The sequence below is a fragment of the Mesorhizobium sp. B2-5-3 genome (assembly GCF_006441005.1).
GTDB lineage: Bacteria > Pseudomonadota > Alphaproteobacteria > Rhizobiales > Rhizobiaceae > Mesorhizobium.
The window spans coordinates 75,933-88,683 of the sequence record NZ_VFUS01000013.1 but is presented as its reverse complement, the minus strand read 5'-3'; the positions used below and the strand labels follow the sequence as shown (position 1 = coordinate 88,683).

The 12,751-nt window shown below is 64.6% G+C and carries 14 protein-coding genes; 7 read left to right on the top strand and 7 right to left on the bottom strand.

What is annotated here, in order from left to right:
* The first annotated feature begins 37 nt into the window (after nt 1-37).
* The 3 genes from FJ867_RS24515 (at nt 38) to FJ867_RS24505 (ending at nt 3,276) form a co-directional block, all read left to right on the top strand.
* Complete coding sequence (locus FJ867_RS24515) at nt 38-1,516, top strand: YcjX family protein (protein ID WP_140818813.1); 1,479 nt, start codon at nt 38-40, stop codon at nt 1,514-1,516.
* Nucleotides 1,513-2,634, top strand: a complete 1,122-nt coding sequence (locus FJ867_RS24510; protein ID WP_140498894.1) for a YcjF family protein — start codon at nt 1,513-1,515, stop codon at nt 2,632-2,634. Before FJ867_RS24515 ends, FJ867_RS24510 begins: the two co-directional genes overlap by 4 nt.
* 90 nt (nt 2,635-2,724) lie before the next feature.
* On the top strand, nt 2,725-3,276 hold the full coding sequence (locus FJ867_RS24505) for a hypothetical protein (RefSeq protein WP_140498896.1): 552 nt from the start codon (nt 2,725-2,727) through the stop codon (nt 3,274-3,276).
* A gap of 86 nt (nt 3,277-3,362) precedes the next feature.
* Here FJ867_RS24505 and FJ867_RS24500 read toward each other — a convergent pair whose 3' ends face one another.
* Nucleotides 3,363-3,629, bottom strand: coding sequence for a hypothetical protein (locus FJ867_RS24500; RefSeq protein WP_140498898.1), 267 nt, complete (start codon nt 3,627-3,629; stop codon nt 3,363-3,365).
* 263 nt (nt 3,630-3,892) lie between these two features.
* On the opposite strand from FJ867_RS24500, the gene FJ867_RS24495 reads away from it, so the two are divergent.
* Together FJ867_RS24495 and FJ867_RS24490 are read left to right on the top strand one after the other, a co-directional pair.
* Nucleotides 3,893-5,728 (top strand): monovalent cation:proton antiporter-2 (CPA2) family protein, encoded by a 1,836-nt coding sequence (locus tag FJ867_RS24495; RefSeq protein WP_140498900.1) that lies wholly within the window; start codon nt 3,893-3,895, stop codon nt 5,726-5,728.
* 12 nt (nt 5,729-5,740) lie between these two features.
* A complete protein-coding gene (locus tag FJ867_RS24490; protein ID WP_140498901.1) occupies nt 5,741-6,286 on the top strand; it encodes a DUF924 family protein in 546 nt (181 codons plus the stop codon).
* On the opposite strand, the gene folK is transcribed toward FJ867_RS24490, so the two are convergent.
* Genes folK through folP form a run of 3 tightly spaced genes read right to left on the bottom strand, consistent with a single transcriptional unit; the run spans nt 6,278 to nt 8,003 of the window.
* Nucleotides 6,278-6,805, bottom strand: a complete 528-nt coding sequence (folK, locus tag FJ867_RS24485) for a 2-amino-4-hydroxy-6-hydroxymethyldihydropteridine diphosphokinase (protein WP_140498903.1) — start codon at nt 6,803-6,805, stop codon at nt 6,278-6,280. The two genes, FJ867_RS24490 and folK, sit on opposite strands and share 9 nt — an antisense overlap.
* On the bottom strand, nt 6,789-7,148 hold the full coding sequence (gene folB / locus FJ867_RS24480) for a dihydroneopterin aldolase (protein WP_140498905.1): 360 nt from the start codon (nt 7,146-7,148) through the stop codon (nt 6,789-6,791). Before folB ends, folK begins: the two co-directional genes overlap by 17 nt.
* Nucleotides 7,149-7,151: 3 nt before the next feature.
* Nucleotides 7,152-8,003 carry a dihydropteroate synthase gene (gene folP / locus FJ867_RS24475; protein WP_140498907.1) on the bottom strand — a complete coding sequence of 284 codons (852 nt, stop codon included), beginning with the start codon at nt 8,001-8,003 and terminating at the stop codon, nt 7,152-7,154.
* Between the two features lie 103 nt (nt 8,004-8,106).
* Here folP and FJ867_RS24470 point away from each other — a divergent pair, with 103 nt between their 5' ends.
* Together FJ867_RS24470 and FJ867_RS24465 are read left to right on the top strand one after the other, a co-directional pair.
* Nucleotides 8,107-8,724, top strand: coding sequence for a DUF922 domain-containing protein (locus FJ867_RS24470; RefSeq protein WP_181168435.1), 618 nt, complete (start codon nt 8,107-8,109; stop codon nt 8,722-8,724).
* 237 nt (nt 8,725-8,961) lie between these two features.
* Nucleotides 8,962-10,437, top strand: coding sequence for an MDR family MFS transporter (locus tag FJ867_RS24465; RefSeq protein WP_140525375.1), 1,476 nt, complete (start codon nt 8,962-8,964; stop codon nt 10,435-10,437).
* An 11-nt stretch (nt 10,438-10,448) separates the two neighbouring features.
* Here the strand turns inward: FJ867_RS24465 and FJ867_RS24460 are convergent, their stop codons facing one another.
* The 3 genes from FJ867_RS24460 to FJ867_RS24450 all read right to left on the bottom strand — a co-directional run bounded on the left by FJ867_RS24460 (nt 10,449) and on the right by FJ867_RS24450 (nt 12,604).
* On the bottom strand, nt 10,449-11,483 hold the full coding sequence (locus FJ867_RS24460) for an NAD(P)/FAD-dependent oxidoreductase (RefSeq protein WP_140525376.1): 1,035 nt from the start codon (nt 11,481-11,483) through the stop codon (nt 10,449-10,451).
* Nucleotides 11,484-11,816: 333 nt separating this feature from the next.
* Nucleotides 11,817-12,137 carry a 2Fe-2S iron-sulfur cluster-binding protein gene (locus tag FJ867_RS24455; protein WP_137931040.1) on the bottom strand — a complete coding sequence of 107 codons (321 nt, stop codon included), beginning with the start codon at nt 12,135-12,137 and terminating at the stop codon, nt 11,817-11,819.
* Between the two features lie 98 nt (nt 12,138-12,235).
* Nucleotides 12,236-12,604 carry an Hpt domain-containing protein gene (locus FJ867_RS24450; protein WP_140525377.1) on the bottom strand — a complete coding sequence of 123 codons (369 nt, stop codon included), beginning with the start codon at nt 12,602-12,604 and terminating at the stop codon, nt 12,236-12,238.
* Between the last annotated feature and the right edge of the window lie 147 nt (nt 12,605-12,751).

Genomic DNA, 12,751 nt, shown 5'->3' with positions numbered 1-12,751 from the left:
GCCTATATCGGACCTGTCGCAGCATCGAGAGACAATTTTGGCGTCATCGCTGACCACTTTCACCGACGAGGCGAGAATTGCGCTCGACACGCTTTCGGGCCGCGCCAGCGGGCTATTTTCGCCGTCGCTGCGGCTGGGCGTCACGGGTCTTTCCAGGGCGGGCAAGACGGTTTTCATCTCGGCGCTGGTCCACAACCTTACTCATGGCGGACGCCTGCCGCTGTTCGAGGCGCAGAAATCCGGGCGCATCGCGCGCGCTTTCCTCGAAGAGCAGCCCGATGACGCGGTGCCGCGATTTCAGTACGAGGACCATATCGCTGCCTTGGTGAACGACCGCGTCTGGCCCGATTCGACACGCGCCATCTCCGAATTGCGGCTGACCATCGAATATCAATCGGCTTCCGGCTGGAACAGGATGTTTTCCTCCGGAAAACTGTCGGTCGACATCGTCGACTATCCCGGCGAATGGCTGCTCGACCTGCCGCTGCTCGGAAAATCCTTCGCCGATTTTTCGCGCGAAGCCCTTGAAATGGCTGCGTTGCCGGTGCGCGAGGATCTGTCGCGCGCCTGGCGGGCGCTATCGGCCGAGATCGACCCGAACGCCGATGCCGAGGAGATGACGGCGCGCCGCCTGGCCGAGGATTTCGCCGCTTATCTCAAAGCCTGCAAGCTCGACGAGCGGGCGCTTTCGACCTTGCCGCCGGGCCGTTTCCTGATGCCGGGCGATCTCGAAGGCTCGCCCGCATTGACCTTCGCGCCTCTGGCCGGCCTGGGCGACAAGCGCCCGCGCAACGGCTCGCTGCACGCCATGATGGAAAGGCGCTACGAGGCCTACAAGACCCATGTCGTCAAACCCTTCTTCCGCGAACACATCACCCGGCTCGACCGCCAGATCGTGCTGATCGACGCCATGCAGGCGCTGAACGCCGGCCCCGGAGCCATGGCCGACCTGGAGCGCGCGGTGACCGAGATCCTCGCCTGTTTCCGTCCTGGACGCGGCAGCTTCCTCACCGATCTTTTCTCGCGGCGCATCGATCGTATCCTGATCGCCGCCACCAAGGCCGACCACCTGCATCACGACAGCCATGACCGCTTGCAGGCGATCGTGCGGCGGCTGGCAGACCGCGCCGTGGCGCGGGCGAATTTCACCGGCGCCGGCGTCGACGTCGTCGCCATGGCGGCGGTGCGCGCAACACGGGAAGGCACCGTCAAACAGGGCCGCGAGACATTGCCGGTCATCATCGGCACACCGCTCGCGGGCGAGACAATCAATGGCGACACCTTTGACGGGAAAGCTGAAACAGCCATATTTCCCGGTGATTTACCGGAGAAAATTGATGCTGTCTTCGAAGCTCCCGGGGGAGCGCACAGGCAGGACAATACCGACCCGGCGATCCGCTTCGTGCGTTTTCGCCCGCCAAAACTCGAGCGCACGGCCGAGGGCGTCATGCTGTCACTGCCGCATATCCGGCTCGACCGTGCCTTGCAGTTCCTGATCGGAGACCATCTGGCATGACCGCGCCCCGCAAGCCGGCGGCATTCCGCATCGAACCGGAGGCCACATCGCAGCAGGACGCGGCGCAGGCGCGCCGTGCCCAGGCCGGGGCGCCGGAGGCGCGCCGTGTCCAGACCGACACACAGCGCAAGCCCCGCGCGGTGAAGAGCGATGTCGCGCTGGTCATCCCGTCGGAGATCGACGTGTTCGACGAGCCGGACATCGTCGCTGCCGAACCGCCGCCGGCGGTCGCTCGCAGGAAACGTTCATTGCTTGGCTCCATCTTCTTCGGCGCGTTCGGGGTGCTGGTTTCGCTGGCCATCGGCCTGTGGACCGATCAGCTCATTCGCGATCTGTTCGCGCGCGCCGAGTGGCTGGGTTGGCTGGCCGCCGGCATGGCTGCCGTCGCCGTGCTGGCGCTGGTGGTGATCCTGATTCGCGAGTTCCTGGCGATCGCCCGGCTTGCCGAGGTCGAAAAGCTGCAGAAGCGTGCGCTCGATGCGATTGCACGCGACGATCCCAAGGCGGCGCGATTGGTGGTCGACGAGCTGTCGGCCTTCGTCGCGGCCAAACCCGAAACGGCTGCGGGCAGGCGCGCGCTGGCCGATCTGCGCGACGAGATCATCGATGGCGCCAATCTGGTGCGTCTCGCTGAGGCGGAGATCCTTGGCCCTCTCGACGCCAGGGCCAAGATCATGATCCTGGAAGCCGCCAAACGCGTGTCGCTGGTGACGGCCGTCAGTCCGCGTGCGCTCGTCGACGTAGCCTATGTCGTGTTCGAGGCCGGGCGCCTCATCCGGCGCCTTTCGGAACTCTATGGCGGGCGGCCGGGAACACTGGGTTTCTTTCGCCTGGCGCGCAGCGTGCTGGCGCATCTGGCGGTCACCGGTTCGATCGCCGTCGGCGACAGTTTCGTCCAGCAGATCGTCGGCCACGGCCTGGCTGCGCGCCTCTCCGCCAAGCTCGGCGAAGGCGTCGTCAACGGCATGATGACGGCGCGCATCGGCATCGCCGCGATGGAGACGGCGCGCCCCCTGCCCTTCAGTGCGGCAAAACGGCCGGGACTGGGTGATTTCCTCTCCGCGCTGACATCGTTCGCAAGCAGGAAGGAAAGCGAGAACACCCCGCCTGGCAAGTGAACGACGACCTTGGCAGTGACGAAGCATTAACCAATCTTGTTCATGGTCGCACTGGTTCCAAAACAGCCTCTTTGTTGCCGGGTGTCGTCGATGAAAAGCGTAATTCTGTCCAGCCTGTTGCCCCTGGCGGTTGCGATCACCACTGTCGCCGGCATTGCCGCACAGGCGTCCGCGGCGGAGCCGGACAAGCAGTTCTTCCGGTCCGCCGAAGGCAAGTGGGTGGGCCCGGGCGAGATCGTCGCCGGCAAATACAAGGGCACGAAGTTCAATTGCAGCTTCACCGGCTCGACGCCCGACGGCAAGATGGGCATGACGCTCGACGGCGGCTGCCGTGTGGGCATGTTCACCCAGCCGATGTCGGCCAAGATCGAGCGCAAGGGGCGCGATTACAAGGGCTCCTTCATGGGCGGCGCGGCCGGTGCCGGCCTCGATATCATCGGCGGCAATGTGGTCGATGCCCGCAAGGTGGTGTTCACCATCAACCGCAACCAGCTGCGCGGCGTCATGCAGGCACGCATCCCCGACGACAATTCGATGACGGTGACGGTTGCAGTGCGCGTCGCGGACCAGCTGGTGCCGGTGATCGGCATGAGCCTGAAGCGGGTCGACGCGATCGAAGTCGGCTCCATCGCGCCGAACTGAGCGCGTATCAACCGCCTGTAACCAAACACAAAAAGAGACGGCGGCCCATCGCCACCGCCTCCTTTTGAAGACGTCGATAGGAACGATCAGCCCTTGATCGCCGCCGTCACCTCATCATAGGCCTTGCAGGCGTCGGCCAGGGTCGTGGTGCCCTGATATTTGGTCGTCACCTCTTGCACCTTGGCCGTCAGATCGGCCGCCTTGGACGGATCCTTGGTAAGGGCCTCCTGCAGCGCGGCGGCCATGTCCTGCGCCTTCTTGGTGGCGACCTCGGCCGTGCACTCAGGCGCCTTGGAGCAAGCCGAGCCGGCGAGCACCGCCAGGCCGACGGCAACGAGCAAAAACTTCTTCATGTCAGTCATCTCCTCAAAAAGGGCGCGGCTTGATCGCCACACCCTCCACTGGCCGAAGCCGAGCGTGCTTAACCTCCGATTGCAGCCAGACGCAACGCGGCCTCGCGCTCAACTTGTGTAACGTGCCTGCAACATTGCCCGCCGCAGGATTCGGGCTGTTACATGCCCGCCGAAGCCCCTATCCTTGGGGCGCTGGCGCCTGATCCGAGGCGTCTTGACCCGACCGCACAGGCTGCGGTCCTCAAACGAGCGGAATGGCGGGAATGGCGGCAGAGGCAGCGGGCAGCGAGCTTGTTCAGGTGGTGGCGCTGCTCGCCGCGGGTGTTGTCGCCGTTCCGATCTTCAAACGTATGGGCCTGGGTTCGATTCTCGGCTATCTGGCCGCGGGCGTGGTGATCGGCCCGTTCGGCATCGGTGTGTTTTCCGAATCGGGAGCCATCCTCCACGTCGCCGAGCTCGGCGTCGTGATGTTCCTGTTCATTATCGGGCTGGAGATGCAGCCGTCGCGGCTCTGGGGCTTGCGCCGCGAGATCTTCGGCCTGGGCGCGCTTCAGGTCGGGGTCTGCGCGGTCTTGCTGACCGGTGTGGGAATAGCCGGAGGCTTTTCCATCGCGCAATCCTTCGTCGCCGGAGCCGGCTTCGTGTTGACCTCGACGGCGATCGTCATGCAGCTTCTGGAAGAGCGCGGCGAAATCGCCTCGCCCAAGGGCCAGCGCATCGTCTCCATCCTGCTGCTGGAGGATCTGGCGATCGTGCCGCTGCTGGCCCTGATCGCGTTCCTGGCGCCAGGCGGCACCGACACCAGCCTGTCGGAGCGGCTGGCCGAGGTCGGTATCGGCCTTGCCGCGATCATCGGCCTGGTGCTGGCCGGACGTTTTCTGCTCAACCCTTTCTTCCGTATCCTGGCGGATGCCCGCGCTCGCGAGGTGATGACGGCGGCCGCCCTTCTGGTCGTTCTCGGATCCGCCCTTGCCATGCAGCTCAGCGGCCTGTCGATGGCGATGGGCGCGTTCCTGGCCGGCGTGCTGCTGTCCGAATCGACCTTCCGCCACCAGCTCGAAGCCGATATCGAACCGTTTCGCGGCATCCTGCTCGGCCTGTTCTTTCTCGCCGTGGGCATGTCGCTCGACCTGCATGTGGTGGTTCAGAACTGGCGGCTGATCGCCGTCTATGTCGTTGCCTACATGGTCATGAAGGCGCTCGGCATCTACATCGTCGCCCGCATCCTGAAGTCGGGCCATCGCGAGGCGCTGGAACGCGCCGTCTTCATGGCGCAAGGCGGCGAATTCGCCTTCGTCCTCTATTCGGCCGCCGCTTCCGTCGGCATCATCGACGGCCAAGCCAACGCGACGCTGACGGCCATCGTCATCATCTCCATGGTGCTGACGCCGCTGGCGATCGTCGCGTTGCGGTATCTGACGCCGCGCGACGAGCTGTCGCTGGATGGCGTCGACGTCGCCGAAGGGCTGACCGGCAGCGTGCTGATCATCGGATTCGGCCGCTTCGGCCAGATCGCCAGCCAGCCATTGCTGCTGCGCGGCATCGACGTGTCGATCATCGACAACGATGTCGAGATGATCCAGGCGGCGGCCGATTTCGGCTTCAAGGTCTACTACGGCGACGGCACGCGGCTGGACATCCTGCACGCTGCCGGTGCCGGGCGCGCACGCGCCGTGCTCATCTGCGTCGACAAACCCGATGCCGCCGTACGCATCGCCGAGCTCGTCAAAGCCGAGTTTCCCTTGCTCACCGTGCTGGCGCGCGCCTTCGACCGAGGCACCGCGCTACAGCTCATCCGCACAGGCGTCGACTATCAGCTGCGTGAAACATTCGAATCGGCGCTGGTTTTTGGCGGTTCGACGCTGGAGGCCCTGGGCGTAGACCCGGAAGACGTCGCCGAGGTGGTCGAAGACGTCCGCCGCCGCGACACCGCCCGCTTCGAGACGCAACTCGCCGAAGGCATCCGCTCCGGACAGCGCTTCCTGAAGGGCAATATCGGCACGCCGATCCCGACGCCGCTCTCCACGCCGCGCCGCCCCGGCCAGGCGCTCAACGAGGAAACGGCCGGCGTTCTGCACAAGTCCGAGGCGGCGGATTGATAGGAGAAAAGCATGGATTTGGACAGCAGAGCCCTGTCGGTCACCACATTCTGGCGTGATGCCGGAGCGGACGCATGGTTCGAGAAAAGCGATGTTTTCGACGGCGATTTCCGCAACCGCTTTCTTGAGCTGCACTACGCGGCCGCACGGCGCGAATGCGACGGCTGGTCGGAGCATGCCGAAGGCTCGCTGGCGCTGATGATCCTGCTCGACCAGTTTCCGCGCAACTGCTTTCGCGGCACCGGCCACATGTACGCCACCGACCCGCTGGCGAAGCATTTTGCCCAAAAAGCTGTGACGGCAGGCCAGGATCTGGTGCTCGAACCGGAATTGCGGGTGTTCCTGTATCTGCCGTTCGAACATTCGGAATTGCTCGCCGACCAGGAACGGTCGGTCGAGCTCACCGCGGCCAACGCGCCAGACTACCTCAAATACGCCGAAGAACACCTCGACATCATCCGGCGCTTCGGCCGTTTTCCGCACCGCAACAAGATGCTCGGCCGCGAAACCACGCCGGAGGAAAAAACCTTTCTGGACGATGGCGGGTTCTCAGGCTGACGCTGGTCTATCCAGCCACCAGTCGCGGCCCGACGGCAGGCGTTCGATACCGGCCGCATCGACGGCGGCCAGCCGCTCCGAGACGCTTCGCCCGCTTACCGCAAGATCGGGCGCGATCTCGGCCAGCGGCGCCAGCACGAAGGCACGTTCAAGCATGCGCGGATGCGGCACTTCCAAGCCGGTTTCGTGGATGACGCGGTCGCCGAAAACCAGGATGTCGATATCGATCAGGCGCGGCCCCCAGCGCTCCTCGCGCACGCGCTTCAGCTTGCGCTCTGCATCGAGGCACAGGTCGAGCAATGCCCGCGGCGAGAGCCGTGTCGAGAGTTCCGCGGCGGCGTTCAGGAAGTCGGGCTGGTCGAGCTTGCCCCAGGGCGGCGTGCGGTAGAGCGAGGACACCGCGGCCACGCGAGTGGCGGCATCGGCGTCGAGCAGGCGCAGCGCCGCCGCCATCGAACTCGCCGGATCGCCGAGATTGCCGCCAAGGCTGAGATAGACGGTGTTACTGCGGCCAGACAACGGTCACCTCGACGTAATCGAGCACGCCGGGCACCGGCGCATTCGGCTTGCGGACCGTGATTTCGGCTTTCCTGATCTGCGGGAAGCGTTCCGTCAGGGCTTTTGCGACTTCCAGGGCCAGCGCCTCGATCAGGAAGCGCCTGTGTCCGGTGATGATCTCCTCGATCACCGTGAAGGCAACGCCGTAGTTGACGGTTTCCCCGATGGCATCGTCGACCAGCGCGCGCCCGGGCTCCACGGTGAGCGAGGCGTCGACATAGAAGCGCTGGCCGAGCGCCTCCTCCTCGTCCAGCACCCCGTGCCGGGCAAAGAAGGCGCAATTCTTCAGGCGGATGACATACATGGTTCAGCGTTCCGAAACTGCGGTTTCGCGCGCCAGCATAGCATCCGCCACGGCCAGCGCGTCCACGTTGATTGCGACATCGTGGACGCGAAACAGGTCGGCGCCCTTCAATCTCAGTATGACGCTCGTCGCCGCAGTCCCAGCCCCTCTTTCGGCGGCATCGCGGCCCGTGACGGTGCCGATGAAGCGTTTTCGCGAGGTTCCGGCCATCAGCGGAAATCCGAGGGCGTTGAGCTCGGAAAACCGCGCCATCAGGTCGAGGTTATCCTCGGCCGTCTCCTTGGCGAAGCCGAAGCCGGCATCGAGAACGATATGATCGTCGGCGATGCCGTGTCGGCGGGCGATTTCCAGTGATTTTTCGAGGAACGCGAACTGGTCGGCGATGACGTCGGGCAGTTTTCGGCGATCCCGCCCGGTATGCATGATGATGAGCCCCGCGCCGGTTTCGGCTGCGATACGCGCAATGTCCGGCTCGCGCTGCAAGCCCCAGACGTCGTTGACGATATGCGCCCCGGCCGCGACGGCAAGCCGCGCGGTCTCGGCGCGATAGGTGTCGACCGAAATCAGCACCTCGCCGGAACCCGCCAGCGCCTCGATCACCGGCAGGATGCGCGCCTGCTCCTCGCCCGCCGTGATCGCGGACGCGCCCGGCCTTGTCGATTCACCGCCGACATCGACGACCCGGGCGCCTTCGCCCAGCATGCGGCGCGCCTGGACCAGCGCGGTCTCGGCGGCATCGAACAGACCGCCGTCGGAAAAACTGTCGGGCGTGACATTGAGAATGCCGACCACCACGGCCTTGTCGCCAAGGTCGAGATGGCGTCCGTGCGCCAACTGCCATCGCCTCGCCGTCATTGCTCATCAACCATGGGGCTCATCAACCATGTGTGATCCGCACCAGATCAATTCCGTTGCGCCGGCAGTGGCCGTAAAGCAAGGTAGGGCGAGAGGCAACCTGATGAAACGAACCCTGCTTTGCGCATTGCTGCTTGCCGCCACCGCCGTTCCGGCGGGCGCGGCCAATCTCGTCAAGACATATAGCTACTTCGCCGTCGGCGGCAGGACGCTAGAAGACATCGAGGCACAGCTTTCCAAACGTGGTCCGCAGGTGAAGAGCACGGGCTCGCGGCATCCCGGCGCCACACAGATGGCCTTCACCACGCGCATCAGCTATGCCGGGCAGTCCGGCTCCTGCCGGATCGCCGATGCCGCGGTGACCGTCAAGGTCAAGGTTATCCTTCCCGAATGGCGCCGTCCACGCAAGGCCGACGCGGATGTGCGGCTGTTCTGGGACACGCTGTCGGCCGACATCAAGCGCCATGAGGAACGCCATGTCGAGATCGCCAAGAATCACGCCCGCGAACTGGAAGACGCGCTGAAAGCCGCTTACCCGCAGAAGGACTGCGATGCGGCGAAGGCCAAGGCCGCCCAGATCACCGCCGCCATTCTCGCCAGACACGACCGTGCCCAGGTGCAGTTCGATCGTGTCGAAAGCGTCAATTTCGAAAGCCGCATCCTGCGGCTCCTGCGCTATCGCGTCGAGCGCATCGGCAACGGCCGGTTGCCGCCGACCTGAATGTCCTGATGCATGTCGCCTAAAGGGGCGGCGGTGCGAGCCAACCGGGCCGAAGCGTAGTGCCAGCTTCGAAAAATTTTCGGGCAACGGTCGAAATCGGCCTATACGGGACGACATATCAGGGGTTGGCAAGGGCACGAACTTTCAAACACGAGCATCACGACCGATCGCGCCGCGGATGCAACGGCTAGCCCGGCCGACGCACCGTACGGCGCGCAAGCATATGGACGAAAGACTATGGACCAGGCTGTCGACAAGCAGGCCGTGGCGGCCGCGAGCGCGCCGCTGACGGAAAGCGAAAAGAACGCCATTATCGGCGGCGTTCTCCTGTCGATGCTGCTGGCAGCACTTGACCAGACCATTGTGGCACCGGCCATGCCGACCATCGCGCGAGCGCTCGGCCACGCCGAGTACCTGCCCTGGATAGTGACCGGATATCTCCTGACCGCAACCGCCATGGCGCCGCTCTACGGCAAGATCTCCGACGTCTACGGCCGCCGGCCGACCGTCTATGGCGCGATCCTCATCTTCCTCGCCGGCTCGCTGGTCAGTGCGATGGCGCCCAACATGTTCGTGCTGGTGATCGGCCGCGCGATCCAGGGCGCCGGCGGCGGCGGGCTTTTTGCCCTGGCGCAGACCGTCATCGGCGACCTTGTGCCGCCACGCGAGCGGGCACGCTATGCGGCCTGGATCTCGGGCACATGGGCAGTCGCCAGCATCGCCGGGCCGTTGCTCGGCGGCACGTTCGCTGAACATCTCCATTGGTCGCTGATCTTCTGGATCAACATTCCGCTCGGCATCCTCGCCATGGCCATCATCAACAAGCCGCTGCGCAAGCTGCCGGTCGCGGCAAGACGGCACCGCATAGACGGGCTCGGCGCGCTGCTTCTCGTCGCCGCCACGGCCCTGCTGCTTCTGGCGTTGAACTGGGGCGGCAGCGAATACCCCTGGCTGTCGACGGAGATCCTCGGGCTGATCGCCAGTTCCCTGGTCCTGTGGGGCGCCTTTGCGCTGCGGCTGCTGCGCGCAACCGAGCCGCTGATTTCGCTCGAGGTGCTGAGCAACCCGATCGTCCTTGCCGGCACGCTCTCCATGTTCCTTCTGCAGGCGGCCAATATCGGCCTGTCTGTCTACCTGCCGGTCTATCTCCAGTCGGTCATCGGCCTGTCGGCGAGCGAATCCGGCACCGCCCTCCTGGGGCTGATGCTTGGCACGGTGGCCGGCGCGACATTCAGCGGGCGCACCATTCCGCGTTTCGTCCATTACAAGCGGATCGCCATGGTCGGATTGGGCTTCGCCGTTCTATGCCTCGGCGTCCTCAGCCTGGTGGCGGGGCACGCCTCGCTGCTGGTTGTCGAGATCCTGACGACGTGCGTCGGGCTCGGCAGCGGAACCACCTTTCCGGTGGCCACGGTGTCTGTCCAGAACGCCGTCGACCCCAGGCACCTTGGCGTCGCCACCGGCGTGCTGACGTTCCTGCGCTCGCTGGGCAGCGCGCTCGGCGTTGCTATCCTCGGTGCGGTCGCCTTGGGCAACGGGCTGCCGCTGGCGGGCGAAGGCGCGCAGGCGACCGGCGCCGGTGCCGAAGCTGCCGCCTTCGGGCTGATCTTCGTCGCCGCCGTGGTGATGTTGGTCATGGCGCTGCTGACGCTCAGCCTGATGCCCGAAAAACCGCTGCGCGGCCATCCCGAGGCCCCCGTGCTGGCGGACTGAAGCGATACGCGTCAGGAGGCATCCACCACACCGAGCTTCTTCTGCAGGCTGGTCGACGAGGTCGTGTATTGGAAGACGATGCGTTCGCCCGGGCTGACGATGCGCTTGGCGGCCTGGGCCATCAGCGCGACCTCGTGAAAGCCCGACAGGATGAGCTTCAGCTTGCCGGGATACCAATTGATGTCGCCGACCGCGAAGATGCCCGGGACCGACGTCTGGAACTTCTCGGTGTCGACCGGAATCAGGTTCTCGTGAAGGTTGATCCCCCATTCCGCGATCGGTCCGAGCTTCATGGTCAGACCGAAGAAGGGCAGCATCCGCGTGCAAGGAATTTCGATGTCGCCCTCCGGCCCCTTGATCAGGGCGGACGACAGTTGGCCGGCGGCGCCGGTCAAGCCGGTCACTTGCCCGACCTGGAAATCCAGCTGCTTCATCTCCTGCATGGCGTACATCTTGTTGACGCTGTCGGGCGCGGCGCGGAACTCCGGGCGCCGGTGGACCAGGGTCACGCTTTTTGCCACCGGCTGCAAATTGAGCGTCCAGTCCAGCGCCGAATCGCCGCCGCCAACGATAACGAGGTCGTGGCCGCGAAAGTCTTCCATCCGGCGCACCGAATAGAAGACGCTCTTGCCCTCATAGGGTTCGATGCCCGGGATGGGCGGGCGTTTCGGCTGGAACGAGCCGCCGCCGGCGGCGATCACCACCACCTTGGCCTCGAACACCTCGTTCTCGTCGGTGGTGACGCGAAAGCCGCCGTCCTCCAACCTCTCCAGGCTGGAGACCATGCGATTGTAGGTGAAATCAGGCTTGAACGGCGCGATCTGCTCGAGCAGCTTGTCGACCAGCCCTTGCGCCGAGATCGACGGCCAGCCGGGAATGTCATAGATCGGCTTTTCCGGATAGAGTTCCGCGCATTGGCCGCCGGGCCGGTCGAGGATGTCGATCAGGTGGCACTTCATGTCGAACAGGCCGAGCTCGAACACGGCGAACAGGCCGACCGGCCCTGCCCCGACAATGAGTACGTCTGTCCTGGTGATGCCGGTCATGGTGCGCGCCTCGCTGCTGGATTGGCGTGAGACTGCATGACCTCCGGCTTGCTGCCAAGCGGCAGCCGCAAAAATCAGAGCTGCGAACTCGGGTTGCAAGGGATGGACGACTGCCAGTCCGGCTGCCCCGCCACCTTTTCATGGCAGGGCAGCTTCTCACGATAGGAATTTTTTCTTGACGGAGTGCCCGCAACTATGGTAGATATTTGGTTATGGTGCTGAGTTGCGCCGGAGGCCCGCCGCACAGGCGGGTTTTCCATTCAAGGCGACGTCAACAGCCGGCCCCCAAGGAACCCCCTGCCCGGATTCATTGCCTCGGGCAAAAATCGGCTTTTAGCCTTGGCGCTCGGGCACCCGCACCACCAGTCCGTCGAGCGCGTCGCGCACCTTGATCTGGCACGATAGCCGCGAATTCGGCTGGACGTCGTAGGCGAAGTCCAGCATATCCTCTTCCATTGCCTCCGGCTCGCCGACTTCCGCCGTCCAGGCCTCGTCGACATAGACGTGGCAGGTTGCACAGGCGCAGGCGCCGCCGCACTCCGCTTCGATACCCGGCACGGCATTGCGGATGGCGTTCTCCATGACCGTCGAGCCGTTCTCGGCATCCACGTCGAAATGTGTGCCGTCATGGGCAATGAAGGTCAGTTTGGTCATTTGTCACCTGAGGGAGTTTCCGCCGAGATAATCACTCGGGCACACAAGTCAACTGCGGCGAGAAAGCGCCGCTCGGTGACGTTTTTCCACAAACCGGCCTAGCGGTTGATGGCGGCGATGAAATCGCGCACTTCGTCGATCAGCTTGCCGAGCCGCGTGAGCGTCTGGCTGTCTTCCGGCTGCCGTTCTATCTCGGTGGCGCAATCGGCAATGGCAAAAGCCCCGACACCGCGCGCCGAACCCTTCAGGCCGTGCGCCAGGAGCAGCCGGTCCTTGATGTCCGCATCGACTATCCTGTCGCGCACCGACAGCGCCTGTTGTACAAAGAGCGCCAGTACCTCCTGTTCGAGGCCGCGGTCGCCCATCGTCTGCCGCGCAAGGTGTGCCAAATCGACCGGTCGGGACCGCCTCGTTCCTGATACATCGCCCCCGGGCATTGAGAAGGCAATGCCGCTTTCGCCACGCATGAACTCGAACTCCGCTTCTTCGGCCGCCTGAAAAACTAGGCGAATCCAATGGACAACGGGTTAATGGATGGCCGGAAAAAATGTTGCGAACGCGGCGCCGGAATCACGCTTCCGTTAACCTTATATTTAAAGTTTTACGTATCCCGC

Bases quoted from the DNA above. Each gene is read 5' to 3' on its own strand.
- FJ867_RS24470 (WP_181168435.1), top strand. From the start codon at position 8,107: ATGAAACGAACCCTGCTTTGCGCATTGCTGCTTGCCGCCACCGCCGTT.
- FJ867_RS24500 (WP_140498898.1), bottom strand. From the start codon at position 3,629: ATGAAGAAGTTTTTGCTCGTTGCCGTCGGCCTGGCGGTGCTCGCCGGC.
- FJ867_RS24465 (WP_140525375.1), top strand. From the start codon at position 8,962: ATGGACCAGGCTGTCGACAAGCAGGCCGTGGCGGCCGCGAGCGCGCCG.
- folP (WP_140498907.1), bottom strand. From the start codon at position 8,003: ATGACGGCGAGGCGATGGCAGTTGGCGCACGGACGCCATCTCGACCTT.
- FJ867_RS24450 (WP_140525377.1), bottom strand. From the start codon at position 12,604: ATGCGTGGCGAAAGCGGCATTGCCTTCTCAATGCCCGGGGGCGATGTA.
- FJ867_RS24510 (WP_140498894.1), top strand. From the start codon at position 1,513: ATGACCGCGCCCCGCAAGCCGGCGGCATTCCGCATCGAACCGGAGGCC.
- FJ867_RS24505 (WP_140498896.1), top strand. From the start codon at position 2,725: ATGAAAAGCGTAATTCTGTCCAGCCTGTTGCCCCTGGCGGTTGCGATC.
- FJ867_RS24490 (WP_140498901.1), top strand. From the start codon at position 5,741: ATGGATTTGGACAGCAGAGCCCTGTCGGTCACCACATTCTGGCGTGAT.
- folB (WP_140498905.1), bottom strand. From the start codon at position 7,148: ATGTATGTCATCCGCCTGAAGAATTGCGCCTTCTTTGCCCGGCACGGG.
- FJ867_RS24455 (WP_137931040.1), bottom strand. From the start codon at position 12,137: ATGACCAAACTGACCTTCATTGCCCATGACGGCACACATTTCGACGTG.
- FJ867_RS24460 (WP_140525376.1), bottom strand. From the start codon at position 11,483: ATGACCGGCATCACCAGGACAGACGTACTCATTGTCGGGGCAGGGCCG.
- FJ867_RS24495 (WP_140498900.1), top strand. From the start codon at position 3,893: ATGGCGGCAGAGGCAGCGGGCAGCGAGCTTGTTCAGGTGGTGGCGCTG.